This is a genomic window from Alteromonas lipotrueae (genome assembly GCF_019249215.1).
Lineage (GTDB): Bacteria > Pseudomonadota > Gammaproteobacteria > Enterobacterales > Alteromonadaceae > Alteromonas > Alteromonas lipotrueae.
The window spans coordinates 256,729-275,186 of record NZ_JAESDI010000007.1 but is presented as its reverse complement, the minus strand read 5'-3'; the positions used below and the strand labels follow the sequence as shown (position 1 = coordinate 275,186).

16 protein-coding genes are annotated in these 18,458 nt (G+C 45.2%); 4 read left to right on the top strand and 12 right to left on the bottom strand.

The genetic code is table 11. From position 1 onward, the window contains the following. Positions 1-81: 81 nt before the first annotated feature. A complete protein-coding gene (locus JKP82_RS10440; RefSeq protein WP_218396929.1) occupies positions 82-1,179 on the bottom strand; it encodes a DUF2855 family protein in 1,098 nt (365 codons plus the stop codon). Between the two features lie 138 nt (positions 1,180-1,317). After that, a complete protein-coding gene (locus tag JKP82_RS10435) occupies positions 1,318-2,226 on the bottom strand; it encodes a phosphoribulokinase (protein WP_159534032.1) in 909 nt (302 codons plus the stop codon). 150 nt (positions 2,227-2,376) lie between these two features. Between JKP82_RS10435 and JKP82_RS10430 the strand changes: the two genes are divergently transcribed. Then, positions 2,377-5,037, top strand: a complete 2,661-nt coding sequence (locus JKP82_RS10430) for a DUF2339 domain-containing protein (RefSeq protein ID WP_218396927.1) — start codon at positions 2,377-2,379, stop codon at positions 5,035-5,037. 13 nt (positions 5,038-5,050) lie between these two features. On the opposite strand, the gene JKP82_RS10425 is transcribed toward JKP82_RS10430, so the two are convergent. Beyond that, positions 5,051-6,022, bottom strand: coding sequence for an ion transporter (locus JKP82_RS10425; protein WP_159534026.1), 972 nt, complete (start codon positions 6,020-6,022; stop codon positions 5,051-5,053). A gap of 90 nt (positions 6,023-6,112) precedes the next feature. Between JKP82_RS10425 and JKP82_RS10420 the strand changes: the two genes are divergently transcribed. Then, a complete protein-coding gene (locus JKP82_RS10420; protein ID WP_159534024.1) occupies positions 6,113-6,859 on the top strand; it encodes a sugar-binding protein in 747 nt (248 codons plus the stop codon). Between the two features lie 140 nt (positions 6,860-6,999). On the opposite strand, the gene purD is transcribed toward JKP82_RS10420, so the two are convergent. From purD to prmA, 6 genes are all read right to left on the bottom strand, one after another. Further along, positions 7,000-8,292, bottom strand: a complete 1,293-nt coding sequence (gene purD, locus JKP82_RS10415) for a phosphoribosylamine--glycine ligase (protein ID WP_159534022.1) — start codon at positions 8,290-8,292, stop codon at positions 7,000-7,002. Positions 8,293-8,333: 41 nt separating this feature from the next. Continuing rightward, a complete protein-coding gene (locus JKP82_RS10410; RefSeq protein WP_159534020.1) occupies positions 8,334-9,149 on the bottom strand; it encodes a class I SAM-dependent methyltransferase in 816 nt (271 codons plus the stop codon). A 605-nt stretch (positions 9,150-9,754) separates the two neighbouring features. Next, a complete protein-coding gene (gene purH / locus JKP82_RS10405) occupies positions 9,755-11,353 on the bottom strand; it encodes a bifunctional phosphoribosylaminoimidazolecarboxamide formyltransferase/IMP cyclohydrolase (RefSeq protein WP_159534018.1) in 1,599 nt (532 codons plus the stop codon). A gap of 81 nt (positions 11,354-11,434) precedes the next feature. Further along, complete coding sequence (gene fis, locus JKP82_RS10400; protein ID WP_012520109.1) at positions 11,435-11,728, bottom strand: DNA-binding transcriptional regulator Fis; 294 nt, start codon at positions 11,726-11,728, stop codon at positions 11,435-11,437. 30 nt (positions 11,729-11,758) lie between these two features. Then, entirely contained in the window at positions 11,759-12,757 is a 999-nt protein-coding gene (gene dusB, locus JKP82_RS10395) for a tRNA dihydrouridine synthase DusB (protein ID WP_013786628.1), read from the bottom strand. 235 nt (positions 12,758-12,992) lie between these two features. Further along, positions 12,993-13,874: a 50S ribosomal protein L11 methyltransferase gene (gene prmA / locus JKP82_RS10390; protein WP_159534016.1), complete on the bottom strand. Its 882-nt coding sequence runs from the start codon at positions 13,872-13,874 to the stop codon at positions 12,993-12,995. A gap of 351 nt (positions 13,875-14,225) precedes the next feature. On the opposite strand from prmA, the gene JKP82_RS10385 reads away from it, so the two are divergent. Beyond that, on the top strand, positions 14,226-14,918 hold the full coding sequence (locus tag JKP82_RS10385; protein WP_309475327.1) for a substrate-binding periplasmic protein: 693 nt from the start codon (positions 14,226-14,228) through the stop codon (positions 14,916-14,918). A 261-nt stretch (positions 14,919-15,179) separates the two neighbouring features. Further along, complete coding sequence (locus JKP82_RS10380; protein WP_218396923.1) at positions 15,180-16,829, top strand: amidase; 1,650 nt, start codon at positions 15,180-15,182, stop codon at positions 16,827-16,829. An 84-nt stretch (positions 16,830-16,913) separates the two neighbouring features. Here JKP82_RS10380 and JKP82_RS10375 read toward each other — a convergent pair whose 3' ends face one another. The 3 genes from JKP82_RS10375 to JKP82_RS10365 all read right to left on the bottom strand — a co-directional run bounded on the left by JKP82_RS10375 (position 16,914) and on the right by JKP82_RS10365 (position 18,331). Further along, entirely contained in the window at positions 16,914-17,207 is a 294-nt protein-coding gene (locus JKP82_RS10375) for a high-potential iron-sulfur protein (RefSeq protein ID WP_013786614.1), read from the bottom strand. Between the two features lie 256 nt (positions 17,208-17,463). Continuing rightward, a complete protein-coding gene (locus JKP82_RS10370; protein ID WP_218396921.1) occupies positions 17,464-18,147 on the bottom strand; it encodes a flavin reductase family protein in 684 nt (227 codons plus the stop codon). After that, complete coding sequence (locus JKP82_RS10365; protein WP_126872096.1) at positions 18,140-18,331, bottom strand: zinc ribbon domain-containing protein; 192 nt, start codon at positions 18,329-18,331, stop codon at positions 18,140-18,142. Before JKP82_RS10365 ends, JKP82_RS10370 begins: the two co-directional genes overlap by 8 nt. Positions 18,332-18,458 lie beyond the last annotated feature (127 nt).

Below are 18,458 nucleotides of genomic sequence, written 5' to 3'. Positions count from 1 at the left end.
ATAACTATTCGCTGGCGAATACAAAAGAGAGGAATGCATGAAAGCCTTCCTCTCTTTGTTACAAATAGTGTCTGTTAGCAACTAGTCAAAGCGAACGACATTAAGTGCTTTGGTGTCGGCAGTGCCATTTAGGGTGTCTGAATACAAAGCAATAATTTGTTGCGAGCCTGTGTGTTCTTGCTCAAAAAAGGTATCTTGAACTTTACCTGCAAACCCATGCCAGGCCTTTGCGTATTTTGCTAAAAATGCCTCATGACCCCATTCTTGCTGGCGTTGTTTAACTCGTGCAGGGGCAAAAAATATCTCTGCATCTAAGGCTTTCTTATTTGGTTTTTGCTCGGCCTTCCAATCGGTGGCACCAATAAGCGTTACTTTGGAAAGCTTATCACCAAGGGCGTCGCCAAGTGATGTGATCAGAGCACCGTTGGCAGCAAAATCGAGCAACCAGTATTGTTGACCTTTAGGCAGTGTTTCTACATCGTCGTAGCTGAATACGTGGTCGTAGCAACCAGACGCTTTCACTATGTTTACATTTGCCGCAGAGGTTAACCCAATGACTTGATAATTAGCATGTCTGTGAACTTTTTGATCTTTAAGCAGTTGAGCGGTGCCCAATGCAGTTTTGCTAGATGCGCTAGAGAGCAATAATGACTCACCCTTGCTAAATTCATCTACAAAATCATCCAGCACAAATGAGGTCATATATAAAGGACGGAAATTTAGCTGCCAAGCTTCACGGCTTTCATCATACCCAGGGTCAACGGCACAGCGTAGGTATTGGTCGTACACCGGGCTAATACTTTTACGATTTTCGTGAATATCAGAAAAACCATGGGGGGCGACCTTTCCGGCTTTGATTACCCAGTGGCTTGCCATAGGTAGGTAACCAAACACTTTCTCGCCTGCTTTAATGTCAGCGTGATTTGATGCCACCACAGTGGCAAATCCCCATACAGGTACAATGCCGTAACCTTCATCAGCGGGGAAAAACCCCCAGTAGCCCATGGTAAAACCCAGCGCGGCATAAGTAATATTATTGGCTGAAAAACCAAAGCTGTCAGTTTTAAGCAAAACCTCATCTTCAGCTAAGTCATTGGTGGAAAGGGTTTTGTCTACTACTTGGGTGGAGTCGATTTTGTCTTGTTTCACCCATATCTGCGTACTGGTTACGGTTGTCATGGCGTCACCTTTCATCTAATTTTAATAGACTACGATGCCGTACTTTGTATGGGTTTTCGACTTCAGGTTGTAAATAGATTGTTATAGGGGCGGCGAATATACAGTCACTAACACCCTTTTTTGAGATGATGGCTAATATTACTCGTCTTGGGTATTCAACCAATCCATTTGGTGGCCTGCACGACGCTTTCTATTTAAAATATCTTCCAATAGTGGAGTAAGAATGAGCTCCATCGCTAACCCCATTTTGCCACCTGGTACTACGAGTGTGTTTATACGCGACATAAACGCGCCATCAATCATTTGTAGCAAATAAGGGTAGTCAACATGTTTCATTTCACGCCTGAAGCGAACCACAACAAAACTTTCGTCTTGCGTAGGTATTTCACGGGCACTAAACGGGTTTGAGGTGTCTACAGTAGGTACACGTTGAAAGTTAACATGGGTTTGAGAGAACTGAGGCGTGATGTATTGGAAATAATCATCTAGCCCACGCACGATGCTACTCATTACCGCTTCACGAGAATGGCCTCGGTCGGTAGTGTCGCGCACAATTTTTTGAATCCACTCAAGGTTTACAATAGGTACCATGCCTACCAATAAATCCACATGCTTGGCTACATCATTTTCTTCGGTTTTAACGCCGCCATGTAAGCCTTCATAAAACAGTAAGTCGGTATTTTGTGGTAAATCTTGCCATGGGGTAAAGGTGCCCGGCATTTGATTAAAAGGCACGGCTTCATCAAAGGTGTGCAGGTACTGGCGGAACTGGCCTGAACCCGAGCTTCCGTATTCTCTAAAGAGGGTTTCGAGTAATTCGAAATCGTTGGCCTTCGGGCCAAAGTAACTAATATGTCGGCCCTGTTCTTGGGCTTTGCGAATTTCCACTTCCATTTCCGGGCGAGTAAATCGGTGGAAACTGTCGCCACCAACCACTGCTGCGTTCACATTTAAGTTTCTGAAAATGTGGCGTATAGCATTGGTTGTTGTGGTGGTGCCCGCACCAGAAGAACCTGTTATAGCAATAATTGGATGTTTTACAGACATAGAAATTCGTTTGAGAAATGACGGGTACTAGTTATAAGCTGATGTGGGTTAAGAATCAAGACCACCCTCTTACTGAGAAATTGACTACAAGCACGAATTAGCGCTAACTTGGCGAAAATAAATTACAAAAAGCACAATGAGGAAGTGGCGATGGAATCTTTTCTACTGGGTATACTGGCTTTAGTAACCGTAGCTGGTGCCATGCTATCTTTTAAACATGTGGGCAAGCTGTCACGCATGCAAACTCATATTGATCAATTGGAAAGACGCTTAAGGGCATTTGAGCAAAAATCTACGTCTTCAAAGCCCTCTCCTCGCGTTGAAAGCATAACCGCTCCTAAACGCGACGCCTCGGCTAGCCATTTAGGGGGCGCCTCTAAACCTCGTGCATCGAGCAACCCGTCAAGTCCTCCTACGCTTATTTCCTATGTTGAAAAGCACCAGCAGGGGCTCGTTAACGCCATTAAGGGTAACGGGTTATTATGGCTTGGCGGCTTAGTTTTGGCGGTGGGAGGCATTTTTCTCGCAAACTACGCCATTGAGTCGGGTTTCGTTTCAGCCGAACTTCGCGTGATACTCGGTGGCGTATTTGGTGTTTCTCTGGTGGTGGCCTCAGAATTTTTAGCTCGCCATCGCATTCGCTTTTCTATTTATTCACCGGCGGTATGTGCGGCACTTGCCTCAGGTGGTGTGGTCACGTGTTACGCCATTACGCTAGTGGCCTTCAATTATTATGGTTTTTTATCGCCTTTGATTGCTTTTGCAACGTTAGCGCTTATTGCTTTAGGCGCGGTTTCATTGTCGCTCCGATTTGGCCCATTGCTAGCGTTTATTGGGATACTGGGGGCATTTGCCATTCCAGCGCTCGTTAACACGGGGTCGAATAATATTCCTTTGCTTTTGGCGTTTGTTAGTCTTGTTTCTTTATCTGGCGTGTGGGTGGCGCAAAAGGTCGCCGCGGTTTGGTTGTGGCGAGTGAGCTTTTTAGGGCAATTTTTATGGGCGTTAATGGGGCTATCAAGTACAGAGGCGAGCCACTTTGTTGCTTGGTTATGTTTTAGTGTATTTTCAACATACTTGTTTGCGTTGGTTCGTACATTGGGGTGGTCATTAATGGCTACGCAACATCAGGGAATGTCACTGAGAAGCTTATTTTCTCAACGACAACAACTCGCGGCAATTTCACTGGTTTTAATCGTCATTCATGGGTTTCTGATTCAATACGGCAGCAATGAAAAAATATGGATTAGCGCCTTCACCTTGGCCGCTTTACTGCTTGTTGCGCCTATTCGACACAGTGCCTTTGATATGTGGCCTGCACTTATGTTGGTTACTGGTTTGACGCATTTTGCTATGTTAAGGCCAGCTGAAGGGCCAATAGATCTTAGCTTTATTCTTAGTGGAAAGTATCTATTTTCTCAGATGCTCGCGGTAGGGCTTTGCGTGTACGGGGGTATTTTAGCGAGAAAACACAATACCCATGACACCGCGCGACCGGCGTTTTGGCTCTATATGGTGGTAAGCCCAGTGGCGTTGTATGGGGTAAGTTATGCGCTAGCACCTAGCAAGGTCACCGGCGTACTCTACGGTATTTGGGCGCTTGAACTTGCGCTGATTGCACTAATAAGTGCTTTAGTCACGTGGAGAGTTAACCCCCATATAGAAAAGCTCTCTTTTTCCGTGCTTGCCAATGCGTGTTTAACATTGTGTTTTACCATGGTACTTGATGCCGCAATATTATCACTGGCGTTGGCTATTCAAGTGGCTATGGTGAGTATACAAAGTGCAAAGTATCGCGTAGCGCTACCAGACTGGTTGTTTAAAGCCTTATTGCTTGCCGTGTTGTTAAGACTCACTGGCGCGCCATGGTTAGCGGATTATGCTGACGAACATATTTTCAGCATACATTGGACGGCTGTTGTCTATCCGGCGGTGTTTTTAAGTTTATGGTTAGCACGAAAATACAACCCGTCGCCGACATTAAAGGTGTGGCTGGAAGGCGCGTTATTGCATGTTGTTGCACTGTTTATTACTACCGAGCCTAGTTATTGGTTAATGGGGGCCTACCCAGAGCTATTCCTCGCTTCATACACGGAAAAAGTCTTTTTAGCCTTGGGATGGGTTGCGCTCGCGGTAACCTATTGGCACCGTGCTTGTGTTGCTCAACAGTTGGCTAAACTCTATCGTGTGGCGGGCTTTATCTTAATGATAGGGGCTTTTTGGCTTCACTTAGATATATCAGTGGTGAATAACCCCTTTGTGTTCCCACAAAATACGGGGGGTAATGCAGTACTGAATTATATGGCTTTACAATGGTTAGCCCCAGCGTTACTGCTTAGTACATTGTGGTTGCCACCTTGGTTTAAGGTATTGCCGAGCAGCGCTTCACAGATAAAAGCGCTCATTTCAGGGCCATGCTTAAAAGGTTTTGTGGTGATTATAGGTCTGTTTTTGGTGCTTTATATCAATAGCATCATTCGGCGTCTTTTCCATCATGGACACGTTGAGTTTGGTTTAGGGATAGGTCAAGCTGAGCAATACACCTACTCGGTGGTATGGCTTATTTTGGCGACCTTAACGATTTTCCTCGGCCAATACATGCATAAAGATAGAGCCGTGAAGTTAGGCTTTGGCCTGTTAACGGTTGTGCTACTGAAAGCCTTTGTTATCGACATGTCTAGCCTTGAAGGTTTATATCGTGCCCTGTCCTTCATTGGCTTGGGGTTAAGCTTGGTGGGAATAGGATGGCTATTTCAGAAATTTAATATGGAATCGGATAGGCCTCGTGAACAAGTAAGCCCAGTGACGTAGTGGAGAATGGCGTCTATGTATGCGGCTTCTTGTCGGCGTTAGGTTTTTGAGACGTGCTATGGTGGTGCTGAAGAAGCCGCACTATTAGCTGAGCTTCTTCTTCATCTAGGTCTAACAAATCGCGAACACGTTCAATGTGCCCTTTATCGTGCTCGCTAAATTTCCCATCTTCCAATGCCGTACGAACGGTTTCTTTAAAGCGGTCTCTTTTTAACTGCATTTGAGCGGTAAAACTAGACGACAAAATACCTGCTGGAAGGGCATAAAAGCAGATGCCTAAAATGGTGATTAAACCACCAAAAAGTTTGCCCCCAGGCGTGATGGGAACAATGTCACCATAGCCCACAGTAGTGAGTGTTACCACTGCCCACCATAGTGAAGCAGGTATACTGCTGAATGCCTCAGGCTGCGCAGTGTGTTCAATATAATAAATGCAGGTGGCAGCAATAACGGTAAACAACATCAGCACGCTGAGTGCGGCAATTAATGCATGAGACTCGTTTCTTATGGCAGTAATCAGCGTTTGCATCGAGCGCGAGTAGCGCCCAAGTTTTAATATTCGCAGCACTCTGAATACCCGTAATATCCGTAAATCTAGGGTAACAAACATGCTTAGGTAGAAAGGTAATATGGCAAGCAAATCAATCAGCGCCATAGGACTTTTAAGATAGTACCAGCGCTTTTGCCAAGGCGTATGCAATTGAACGTCTTTTGACGATGCTAGTGCCGAAGGCGGTGCTGCGCCACTACTCCAAATACGAAGTATGTACTCAAGGGTAAAAAGGCAGACAGAAATCACTTCAATAATGTGTAACTCTGTACCCCATTGTGAAGAGGTACCCGGCACGGTAGATAGCATCATGGTAGCGATATTAATCACAATGACGATCACGAGTATCACATCAAAGTACTTACTTGCTTTGTGATGTGATTGAGCATCTTTATAAGAAGCTAAAATATTGTAGCAAGTGGTCTGAAGTGACATAAATGCCTTTGCGTTAAAGGTGCAGTTTAATACTCTACCAAGAATCGGCAGGTAAGCAAAAATACACCGTTAATAAAATAAGGATTAACTATGAAAGCATGTCATTGGCTGGCAGTAGTAATGTGTACAGCTACGTTAAGTGTAAATGCAGATGAAGCACTGCATACCGAAGCTGCACCCACGATTGATGGGGTAGCGAACGAGGCACTTTGGCAAGGGGATGAATGGTATCCTATGAATGAAGTGATCATTGGTGATACGCCCGCTGCCAGTGATTTTACAGGAAAGTATAAACTTCGCTGGAACGAAGATGCCCTGTATTTGTTGGCTGAAATTCGAGATGACCATTTATCTGACACTTATGCCTCGCCCATAGAGCGTTATTGGGATGACGATTGTTTAGAGATATTCATTGATGCAGACGGCTCAGGTGGCGACCACTTCAACAACTACAATGCTTTTGCATACCACTTAGCGTTAGACAACCAAGTGGCGGATATCGGCCCAAGCATGGCAACAGAAAATAAGGGTGAAGCTGTGCCTCAGCTTTATAACGACCATGTTGATAGTGCGTGGAAACGCCAATCAGACGCCCCGTTTGTGGTGCATTGGGAAACCGCAATAAAAGTGTTTGCTGATGATTATGTTCACGGTGAGTCTAACACCCCTTTAACGTTGAAAAAGGGTATGAAGCTAGGCTTTATGCTGGCTTACTGTGATTCGGACGGAGGCGATAGAGAACATTTTATGGGGTCGCACCCTATTACCCCAATCAACGGGGATAAAAACCAAGGATACAAAGATGCGTCTGTATTTGATGTGCTTGAGTTAAAGTAAGCACGGGTTAATACAAACAAAAACGCCGCCTAAGTATTATTAGCTTAGGCGGCGTTTACATGAGCTTTTACTCAGCGCTCCTCTTAACAAGAGATTAAATAAGAGGCTAAATAAGACATCCACATGACATCTATAAGCGCCTAGTCGGCACTAGATTCACGGGCAATGGCACGGTAGCCAATGTCAGTTCTAAAGTACGCGTCTTTAAACTGAATTGCATTTACAAGCTCATACGCTTTTTGCTGGGCTTCAGTGACGTTATTACCCATGGCAGTGGCGCATAGTACGCGGCCACCATTTGTGACCACTTTGCCATCTTCTAGTGAAGTACCAGCGTGAAACACTTTGCCATCTAAATCGGCAGCTTGTTCAAAGCCAGTAATTTCATCGCCCTTGTCATAGCTTCCAGGGTAACCACCTGCCGCAAGAACCACGCCGATGGCGGCACGTTCATCAAACTCAATAGTTTGATTGCCAAGTTCACCCTTACAGGCTGCTTGGCACAAAGCGACAATATCAGATTGTAAACGCAGCATAATAGGCTGGGTTTCAGGGTCGCCAAAGCGGCAATTATATTCAATTACTTTTGGCGTACCATCGGCCATGATCATAAGGCCAGCGTACAAGAAACCCATGTAAGGGTTACCTTCTGCCGCCATGCCTTCAACGGTAGGCATAATCACTTCTTTCATCACGCGGTCGTGAATTTCTTGTGTTACCACTGGCGCAGGAGAGTATGCACCCATGCCGCCTGTATTAGGGCCTTTGTCGCCATTTGCGGCGCGCTTATGGTCTTGACTGGTGGCAAAAGGGAGCACGCTTTTGCCGTCTACCATAACGATAAACGAGGCTTCTTCACCATCTAGGAATTCTTCTACTACAACACGGCTACCAGCTTCACCAAAGGCATTACCTGCTAGCATGTCGCGAATGGCATCTTCCGCTTCTTGCAACGTCATCGCTACAATCACGCCTTTACCTGCTGCTAGGCCGTCTGCCTTAATTACAATAGGTGCGCCTTTTTCACGCACGTAAGCGATGGCAGGATCAATGTCAGTAAAGTTTTGATATTCTGCGGTAGGAATATTATGGCGAGCTAGAAAATCTTTAGTAAAGGCTTTTGACCCTTCAAGCTGCGCTGCAGCTTGTGTAGGGCCAAATATCATTAAGCCTTCGTTAGTGAACGCATCTACTACACCTGCAACCAACGGCGCTTCTGGGCCAACAATGGTTAATTCAACATCGTTACCTTTAGCAAAAGACAGTAAACCAAGGATATCGTTTACATCAATTGCTACGTTTTCTAGCTTAGGTTCTATTGCGGTTCCTGCATTACCAGGGGCAACAAACACTGTTGAAACATCAGAAGATTGCGCTGCTTTGTAAGCTAGCGCATGCTCGCGGCCACCGCCGCCAATTACAAGTACGTTCATTAACTATTCCGTTTTAAGGTTTTGGTTTTACGACTTAGGTTTTATAAACTAGGCTTTTTAAACTTAAGCGTCATGCGATTACTCTCGCCAATGGCAAGGTACTTCTCACGATCTTGATCTTTTAATCTTAGGCTAGGAGGAAGCGTCCATACACCGCGCGGGTGGTCGGCTGTATCTTTAGAGTTTGCGTTGATGTCACTAGCTTCTTCAAGCTCAAAGCCCGCTTTCTCGGCTGCAGCAACAACGAAAGAACGCTTCATATAGCCACTTTTCTCCATCGCTGAGTCGTCAGCAGATTCAGGTAGTTCATGTTCTACCACACCTAGTACGCCACCAGGTTTAAGGGCTTTAAAGAAAGCGCCAAATGCGTTGTCGATGCCTTCAGTACCTTGACCCATGTACCAGTTATGAATGTTGCGGAAGGTAAGCACTACATCGGCACTGCCTGCTTCAGCAATATCAAGAGCTTTGGTTGGGTGGAAAGCCGTGACTTTTACACCTTGATAAGGCGCGCTGTCTTTTACTTTTTGATTGAATTTTTCTAGCGACTTACGGTAATAATCGTTGGTCGATTCGTCAACGAAGAAGTGAGCAGCAATGTACTGGCCCTCTTTTTGAACCAAAGGCGCAATAATGTCGGCATACCAGCCGCCACCCGGTGCAATTTCAACCACGGTCATATCTGGTTTAACACCAAAGAATCGTAATGTTTGCTGAGGATTACGGAATTCGTCACGTACTTTAGCTTGTGCTGAGCGGTGTTCGCTCATGGCTGCATCCGAGATAGCATCTGCGCTTGCATAGGTTGCTGACATGCCAAGCGTGGCTACGAGTACTAATTTGGCTAACTTCTTCATTGTTATTTCCTTATTATCATCGAGGGTAACGGCGATTACGTTAACTGCTAATACTGATAAACACCAGTTTCAGATTAAGCTTAACAACAAACTATTACACCTACCCGACACCCAACATGCTAAATCTGTACTCTGCCGCTTTGCTTTTTCTTGCTTCAGAGTTAAGAGCTCAAAGCTAAGAGCGAGAGCAGAAGGCATTCAAAACACGCGGTAAACCCATCCATGGGCGCTCTGCCACAGCATCCATGCTGTGGAAGGTTTTGAATGCCTTCTGCTCTCACTCCTATCCGCCGGCGTCATGCCTATTGGATTGTGAGTTTTAGCGTGTTCCGCGCTTTTATTCAATTGCAACTGTAGAGCCTAGATATCAAAAGAGGGGAAGTGAATGCCAGTACTAAACCCTCTATGGCATGGATACCACAGGGAACCCTTCACCTATCTCTAACCAGCCATTTGTTTCCAAAGCACGGCACGCAATAAGCTAGCAAGATGTAGTGAGTGAGTACGAGGGTGGAGCCCTCCACGGCAAGGATGCCGTGGCACAGCCCCCATGGACGGGTTTACGGCGTGCTCCAAACTCGTACTCGCTTACTGCATCATCTATTTTAATGGCGGAAGTGGCGCATGCCAGTGAACACCATGGCGATGCCGTGTTCGTCAGCTGCATCAATCACTTCTTGGTCGCGCATAGAGCCACCAGGCTGAATAACAGCTTTAATACCTGCTTCTGCGGCAGCATCAATGCCATCGCGGAATGGGAAGAATGCGTCAGATGCCATTACAGAACCTGCAACTTCAAGGTTTTCATCAGCGGCTTTAATACCTGCAATTTTAGCAGAATACACGCGGCTCATTTGACCTGCGCCCACACCTACTGTCATGCCGTCTTTGCAATATACAATGGCGTTCGATTTCACGTATTTGGCTACTTTCCAGCAGAACATCAAATCACGAAGTTCGTCTTCAGAAGGCTTAAGCTTGGTGACTACTTGAAGATCTTCCATTTCAACCATGCCGAAGTCGCGCTCTTGTACTAACAGACCGCCGTTAACGCGTTTGAAATCGTAACCGTCGGTAAGTTGGCCAGCCCAATCGCCACATGCCAATAAGCGCACGTTTTTCTTCGCGCTAACAATCTCTTTTGCTTCGTCGCTAACCGTTGGTGCAATAATCACCTCTACGAACTGACGATCCACAATCGCTTGCGCTGTTTTCGCATCTAACTCACGGTTGAACGCAATAATGCCGCCAAACGCAGAGGTAGGGTCGGTTTTAAACGCGCGATCGTAGGCAGATAAAATGTCTTCCCCAATAGCTACACCACAAGGGTTAGCGTGCTTAACAATAACGCAAGCTGGCTCTTCGAATTCTTTAACGCATTCTAGGGCAGAGTCGGTGTCGGCAATGTTATTGAACGACAATTCTTTACCTTGAAGCTGAGTGGCCGTAGACACTGACGCTTCTTGAATATCGTTTTCAACGTAGAAAGCAGCGCTTTGGTGGCTGTTTTCACCGTAACGCAAATCTTGCTTCTTGCTAACTTGAACGTTGAACGTACGTGGGAATTCGCTGTGCTCATGTCCGCAGTCGTCTTCGCAATCGGTAGCATCAATACGTGCGCCGAAGTAGTTAGCAATCATGCCGTCGTATTCAGCAGTATGCTCAAACGCTTTAATCGCTAGGTCGAAGCGGGTTTTGTAAGTCAGTGAACCTTCGTTTGCTTCCATTTCAGCTAAAACGCGACCGTAGTCGGCAGCTTTAACTACAATGGTTACATCTTTATGGTTTTTAGCCGCAGCACGAACCATAGTAGGGCCGCCAATATCGATGTTCTCAATAGCGTCTTCTAACGTGCAATCGTCGTTAGCTACAGTTGCTGCAAATGGATAAAGGTTCACTACCACCAAATCGATTGGCGCAATATTGTTTTCGTCCATAACCGCTTCATCAATTCCACGACGAGCTAAAATGCCGCCATGAATTTTAGGGTGAAGGGTTTTTACGCGGCCAGCCATAATTTCTGGGTGACCTGTGTGGTCAGACACTTCTGTTACTGGCAAACCAGCTTCAGCGATGAGTTTAGCAGTACCGCCCGTCGACAGAAGTTCCACCCCAGCGTTATGCAGCGCGGTGGCGAAATCGAGGATACCGGTTTTATCAGAGACACTTAATAGAGCACGTTTAATGGGTTTTGGTGTTTGCATAAAATATAAGCTTCAAAGTTAAGAGTGGTGAAACAAAAAGAGCACCTGTAGGTGCTCTTCGGTGGGCTAGGCCCGGTGATTTTAGTTCATGCCGTACTGCTTCAGCTTTTTGCGAAGCGTGCCACGGTTGATTCCCATCATGATGGCAGCGCGGGTTTGATTGCCGCGGGTGTAAGTCATAACTTCTTCCAGCAGCGGGGCCTCAACTTCGGCCAGTACCATTTCGTACAGATTATCGATGTTGGCGTTGTCCAGTTGCTTCAGGTATTTATTAACCGCTTGCTTTACTGAGTCACGAAGTGGCTTTTGTGCTTGCGTTTGAGAAGGCGTAGTTACTGTAGTAGTAAAAGGTGAAGTCACGTTTTGATCGAACATAATACTGTCTTGCTCTTAAGTTAGTCATTACTATGCTGCAGGAGAAATCTGTCGGGTTTCTCGATTCTGCAGCGCTTCAAAATAAGCGTTTAGTGCTTCAAGTTGCGCTGACGCATCCTCGATAGCGTTGAACGATTTACGAAATTGACGATCCGTATCGTGTTCCGAGAGATACCAGCCCACATGCTTGCGGGCAATTCTTACACCGGCGACTTCACCGTAAAAGCTTTGTACATTAGCAACGTGCTCGTGCAAAATCTCATACTGTTCAGACAATGGTGGTGGCTTAAGGTTCTCGCCAGTTTCTAGGTAATGCAGGATCTCTTTAAAGATCCAAGGATTGCCTTGAGCACCGCGACCTATCATCACACCATCTGCACCGGTACAATTCAGTACCTGTTGTGCTTTTTCAGGAGAGGTAATGTCTCCGTTGGCAATTACGGGTATCGAAATTGCCTCCTTTATACGACGGATAGTGTCGAACTCCGCCTCTCCTTTGTACATACATGCTCGCGTTCTACCGTGAACAGCCAGTGACTGTATGCCGTTTTGCTCAGCAATGCGGGCTATCTCAACCCCATTGCGGTTATCGGTATTCCAGCCGGTACGAATTTTAAGTGTTACAGGAACATCTACAGCGTTAACTACCGCTTTAATGATCGATTCCACCGTACTCGGGTACTGAAGCAACGCGGAACCTGCCAGTTTCTTATTCACCTTTTTGGCAGGACAACCCATGTTGATGTCGATGATTTGCGCACCGTTCTCAACATTAAATTGTGCCGCTTGGGCCATAAGCTCTGGATCAGCACCTGCAATCTGTACAGAACGAATACCTTCTTCGCCCTCATGATTCATTCGTGCTTGTGATTTTGCGGTATTCCATACCTTTGGATTGCTAGAAAGCATTTCCGACACCACAAGCCCCGCACCCATACGTTTACATAGTTGACGAAACGGACGGTCAGTCACGCCAGCCATTGGAGCCAGCATCAAATTGTTATCTAACGTATAGGAACCAATTCGCATATTTCGCCATCTAGAACTGCACAGAATTTATACACCCGGCTAAAACGGGGCGCTAAGTGTACGTGTTTTCGCAATACTTGAAAAGGCTAAAAATCACACAAAATTTCACTCTATGGGCTTGACAGTGAAAAAAAACTGTAACATTAGCCATCTATCACCGTTTTGCAGAGTGAATTTTAATCAAATCTCTCAAAGGCCGCGAATTGAAAGGCATTGAAAGACAAAAAATTTACATTTAGACGAGTTTTTTACCAGACACTCGCGCCCATTCTCCATCAATCGCGCTCTCATCAAGGGCAAAATCGCGGGTATAGGCAGCTTCAATTTTGGTTACTTGTTCAGCAAGAATGCCGGAAAGGGCGAGTAAACCAGATGGTTTACAGTAAGATGAAATAACATCTTGAAGCTCTAGAAGTGGGCCAGATAATATATTCGCCATCACTACATCGGCCTCTAGCGTGGGTTGGTCAGCCGGCAGGTAAACATCAAGCCTGTCTTCAACGCCGTTACGGCGGGCATTTTCTTGTGTGGCTTGAAGGGCTTGGGGGTCAATATCAATACCAACTACCCGCTTTGCACCTAATTTAAGCGCTGCGAGGGCCAAAATACCTGAACCACAACCAAAATCTACTACCACTTTATCGGCAACGTCTATACCGTCTAACCAACGCAAGCACAGGGCTGTTGTAGGGTGAGTACCCGTTCCAAAGGCAAGACCCGGGTCTAGCATCACGTTAACAGCATTAGGGTCGGGCACATCACGCCAACTCGGGCAAATCCATAAGCGGGTACCAAATTGCATAGGGTGGAAATTATCCATCCACTCACGTTCCCAGTCTTTGTCTTCAAGTGGTTCTAGTTTGTATTTAAAATCTGAACCTAGAATGCGCGCTTTGCCCAATCGTTTGATTATGGCTTTCATGTCATCGGTAGCTTCAAACAAGCCCACCACTTGCGTGTCGGGCCACAGCATAATTTCTCCAGGCTTAGGCTCGTACATAGGCGTGTCTTTCGCATCTACATAGGTTACCGCTTGCGAACCGTTAGCGCTTAGCATTTCGCCAATTGATTCAGCGTATTCAGAGGAGGTATTTATTCGTAACTGTAGCCAGGCCATATTCACACAAGTTTAAAGGGTTTGGCTATATTGTACCGCTTGGCTAGTTAAAGCGAAATCATAATGCTGGTAGTAACCCGTCAATTCCCCGTTCGTTTTACCGCTTTATGCAATAGTTTCATGTAATAGTGATTTTTTTCATCAAACTTAAGTCTAAATTTAACTTTTATTAGCCTTTGTTTTTAAAGGGTTTTTGTAATAATTAAGTCTTTTGGTGAATGGTAATTTATTGGCAAGTGTTTATAGTTAATAAGTGTTCCATTACTATTTCACCTTATGCACTATATTGTCGTACTTTTTATTATTTTGTTCTCTTCCAACGCCGCATTTGCAAAGCAAATTGAGGTGGTCGTGGGCTGGACAAAACCTCCCTATGTTATCTCAGAGCAAGATTCAGGCTTTGAGTTAGAACTCGTGCGGGCAATATTGCTTGAAATGGGGCATGACATGGCGCCGATTTACGTTCCTTTTGGGCGCACCGCCAGCATAATGAAAAAGGGCGGGATGGATATTGGACTAACCTTAAATCCAGGTCACGATATTGACCCCGCTATTCTGACTGATGCATACGTTTATTATCAAAATGTAGCGGTAAGCCGTACGGACAGAAACTTTGAAATTAACGAAATACAAGACTTACTCGGCCATAGCGTGATTGCTTTTCAAACGGCAATATCGGTTTTGGGTGAAGAGTTTAAAAACACGCTAGCCCATCAAAAAAACTATATGGAGCTTGCGCAACAAGACAGGCAGGTTAGTTTGCTACTGCTTGGCAGTGTGGATGTTGTTGTACTTGATAGAAACATTTTTGAATACGTTAAACATCAGCTGCCTGTCGAAAAGCAACACGACACAACAATACACGAGTTGTTTCCTGTTTCCGCCTACAGTGCGGCTATTTCTGACGAGCAACTAAGAAACCAGTTTAATGAAGTATTGGCGCTATTTATAAAAGACGGCCGGTACCAATCTTTACTTGATAAATTTGGTCTATTTAATTTTATTGAAGATCAGCCCATGCAACCTGCTAAAAAGTTGAATTAAGCTAAGATGAGTTATTGATTCTCGTGGCTTATCACTTCTAACGTACTACCCTCTACCCCAAATTTTTTAATCCAAAGTCTCTGCTCTAAACGCTGATTTCTAGCGCTTATCACTTTTTGTGTGTCTTCATGGGTCGTGTTTACCGAATAAAATGACACTTTGAACCTAGTTACTTACATGTTGCGTAGTAATCGTTTCAACGCACTACTAAGATATTTAAAATTAAAATGTAGATATCTTAGAAACTTGGGGACGAACCACATGAGGGCTACACTTTTTTACGCCACCGTTATTTTAATTTGCACCGCGTGTGCACCATCTAAACCGAACACAAAAAATGCGTCTGTTGAACGTTCAGACGACAGTGCTTTTTCAGTAGCTGTTGAGTCTTGGTTAGATAAATCTGCACTAGAACAAGCGCAGGCTATAGCAGCAGGTGAGTTGTCATCCGAGGCGTTAGTAAAAGGCTATCTCGCTAGAATCGAAAAGCTTGATGGTGATGTAAATAGTATTTTGGCACTTAACCCCAATGCCATTGAAGAAGCCAGAGCGGCTGATATAGCACGTAAAAATAGAATGCGTAAAGGGCCGCTGTTTGGTATTCCAGTGTTACTGAAAGACAATATTGAAACCAGTGAGCTACCTACTACCGCAGGCGCGATGGCACTTGTTAATAATGACACAAAACGAGATGCCCCCATTGTAGCTCGCCTAAAAGCCGCGGGTGCCATTGTGTTAGGTAAAACTAATTTATCTGAATGGGCTAACTTTCGGTCTGAATCTTCTATTAGTGGTTGGAGCGCCGTAGGTGGGTTAACCCGAAACCCGCATATGTTATCTCGTAGTGCTTGTGGTTCTTCGTCGGGTTCTGGTGCTGCTATGGCATTGCGTTTAGCGTCGTTAGCCGTGGGCACTGAAACCAATGGTTCTATTATTTGCCCTTCTTCAATGAACGGTATTGTAGGGTTTAAACCCACAGTTGGGCTGTTATCTCGTACGCACATTGTCCCTATCTCATATACTCAAGATACCGCAGGTCCTATGACCGCAAACGTTAACGATGCATGGTTAATGGCATCAATCATGGCAGGTGTAGATACAAAAGATAGCGCAACGCTAGAGGCTAGCAAACACATGCTTAATGCACCACAGCAAAGTATGTTGGCGACCGATTTAAAAGGCGTGCGCGTAGGCGTTGTGCGTTACCGTCAAGGGGATAACCCTCATGTGCTTGCTACTTATGAAAAAGCCTTAAATAGCCTAACTGCCGCAGGCGCTGAACTGGTGGAAATTAGCGACTTCAAACAACCTGAAAGTTTTTGGGCCGACTCTTATCAAGTGTTACTTAGCGAGTTTCATTACACATTAAACGAATACTTAGAAGGCAGTCCAGCGGACATTCCTGTACGCAGCTTGTCGGAACTTATCACTTACAATCAAGCTAGCACTCGAGAACTTGCGCTCTTTAATCAAGATATATTCGAAAAAGCAGTGAATACAGATGACATTAATAGCCCAGAATACGCTTCGGCTCTAGCCTTGGTAAGAGAAACTGCGAGAGACAAGGGTATTGATGCCCTAATGGCACAACATAAAGTTGATGTACTTGTGGCACCCTCAAATAGCCCGGCTTTTCTGATTGATGGCGTGTATGGCGATCATTCCCCAATGGGTTTTATTGGAATTGGGTATTTAGCGGCCATTGCAGGTTATCCGCACATTACTGTACCAGCGGGAGAAGTGAAAAACCTTCCGGTGGGAATTAGCTTTATTGGCAAGCAATGGGACGATGAAAAAGTGCTACGCATTGGCAGTATATTTCAAGCAAAGCATGGGGCCTATATAAAGCCTGGTTTGTTACCGAGCCGACTACATAACCCCGCATTGTTAGACGCTGTGAAGGGGCTGTAACTCGTTATAGACCCTTATCTCAAATGCATAAAAAAGCCCCAGCACGCATGAGCGAGGCTGGGGCTTTTTTGATAATTCGAGTTACTAGCCTGGGCGTTTAACCCAGGCACTACACCAACCATTGGCGTTAACCAATTTGTTAGGGAAGATGGCGCAAGGGCGGTGTTGTTCGCCGTCGGCACCTTGAATGTACATGCAGTTGTTACATTTAGCACCGTCTACAGTAGACGCCGCAGTGTAGTTTAATGCTTTCGCGCTTGGATCATCTGCTTGTAGTTGTTCTTGCGCATTCGCACGTAACGCAACGCTTCCTAACGTTAGGCCTATCAAAGATGTACCTGACAATTTCAGAAAGTCACGACGGTTTACAGACTTCATAATTCTCTCCAATTGAGATAATAACGATAATGATTCTTTTTTACTCAGCGCCTAAAACGCAAAAACCTGCCGCAAGGCAGGTTTGAATATTAATAATTATACTATAACCCGTGGCGTTTGGATCTAACACAAAGCAATAAAGATTTGTTGATATAGATTAACGGTTGCCACCTGAACAACGCCTGAACGGCTAGCAAAATCAATGTCCTATAGCATTGACGCAACATTAGTTTGTGCGCCACTGGCAAAATATGAATTATTTTTTAGTTATGCTCGCCTGTGTTAAAGGCACATCGGGTTTTGCGTAAGCATATTGGGCTATCTTTTGCGTACTATGATAAGTGTCCAGACCCGAGATACATGAGGTTTGTAGTGATTCAAGATCTATATACCCATCTTCGGCAATAGCACTTTTTGCAATGTCATCTCCTGCAGTGCTGCTGCCCGCAATAAATACCTCTTGAATCTTACCTATAATCATTTCGGTCTGATTACACAACGTAAAATGCTGTTCTACTTTTAACCCCATTTTCACTGCGCTTTCTTTTACATAAGGCGCGCTGAACGTGTTGCTAAACCAAGGCGTTAGTCCAACCTCCTCAAACTCACTCACCCCATTATCGTATCGCGCCGACGTTTGATGTGCTTTATCAGTCCAACTTGTATGAACATGATTTAGCGTGAACACACCTTGCTGCTTAATATTAGACAAAGAATCTCGCTGCACAGTGTGCGGACGCATAATAATGCCCAGCAATGGTGGGTTGGCACCCACATGAACCACAGAGCTAACAATGGCGAGGTTGTTAACTCGGCCATCGGTGGAGCCAAGCAGTGAGGAAGATTTAAAGCCAGATAAACTATTCACAAAGTTGGCGCGATATCGTTGCGGCAAAGCATTGATATCCTGCAACGAAAAATGGGTACCGCTATCAGCCATTTTCCTGCTCCGCAATAATATTTAAGTCTTCGCCTTGCTGATAAACACCAAGTTCTATAGGTTGGCAACATACTTGGCAATCAAGCACCTGCACTTGACCAACATCATTAACCTCGTCAATTTCTACATCATTGGCTGCCATGCAATATGGGCAAGAGAACGCCATCGATCGCGTTAAGCTCATGATTTCCTCGTATGTGAATTACGTCGTGATAGTTATTACGAGTAAAGTAGAAAACTGGATTGACTGCCAATTAAGCCAGCATGACATTACAAGCTACTACGCAAACGCCCGTGCACCCACGCATGAA

What these genes read in the sequence shown, in the direction of transcription:
- JKP82_RS10440 (WP_218396929.1), bottom strand. Translation starts at nt 1,179, where the DNA reads ATGACAACCGTAACCAGTACGCAGATATGGGTGAAACAAGACAAAATC.
- JKP82_RS10435 (WP_159534032.1), bottom strand. Translation starts at nt 2,226, where the DNA reads ATGTCTGTAAAACATCCAATTATTGCTATAACAGGTTCTTCTGGTGCG.
- JKP82_RS10430 (WP_218396927.1), top strand. Translation starts at nt 2,377, where the DNA reads ATGGAATCTTTTCTACTGGGTATACTGGCTTTAGTAACCGTAGCTGGT.
- JKP82_RS10425 (WP_159534026.1), bottom strand. Translation starts at nt 6,022, where the DNA reads ATGTCACTTCAGACCACTTGCTACAATATTTTAGCTTCTTATAAAGAT.
- JKP82_RS10420 (WP_159534024.1), top strand. Translation starts at nt 6,113, where the DNA reads ATGAAAGCATGTCATTGGCTGGCAGTAGTAATGTGTACAGCTACGTTA.
- purD (WP_159534022.1), bottom strand. Translation starts at nt 8,292, where the DNA reads ATGAACGTACTTGTAATTGGCGGCGGTGGCCGCGAGCATGCGCTAGCT.
- JKP82_RS10410 (WP_159534020.1), bottom strand. Translation starts at nt 9,149, where the DNA reads ATGAAGAAGTTAGCCAAATTAGTACTCGTAGCCACGCTTGGCATGTCA.
- purH (WP_159534018.1), bottom strand. Translation starts at nt 11,353, where the DNA reads ATGCAAACACCAAAACCCATTAAACGTGCTCTATTAAGTGTCTCTGAT.
- fis (WP_012520109.1), bottom strand. Translation starts at nt 11,728, where the DNA reads ATGTTCGATCAAAACGTGACTTCACCTTTTACTACTACAGTAACTACG.
- dusB (WP_013786628.1), bottom strand. Translation starts at nt 12,757, where the DNA reads ATGCGAATTGGTTCCTATACGTTAGATAACAATTTGATGCTGGCTCCA.
- prmA (WP_159534016.1), bottom strand. Translation starts at nt 13,874, where the DNA reads ATGGCCTGGCTACAGTTACGAATAAATACCTCCTCTGAATACGCTGAA.
- JKP82_RS10380 (WP_218396923.1), top strand. Translation starts at nt 15,180, where the DNA reads ATGAGGGCTACACTTTTTTACGCCACCGTTATTTTAATTTGCACCGCG.
- JKP82_RS10375 (WP_013786614.1), bottom strand. Translation starts at nt 17,207, where the DNA reads ATGAAGTCTGTAAACCGTCGTGACTTTCTGAAATTGTCAGGTACATCT.
- JKP82_RS10370 (WP_218396921.1), bottom strand. Translation starts at nt 18,147, where the DNA reads ATGGCTGATAGCGGTACCCATTTTTCGTTGCAGGATATCAATGCTTTG.
- JKP82_RS10365 (WP_126872096.1), bottom strand. Translation starts at nt 18,331, where the DNA reads ATGAGCTTAACGCGATCGATGGCGTTCTCTTGCCCATATTGCATGGCA.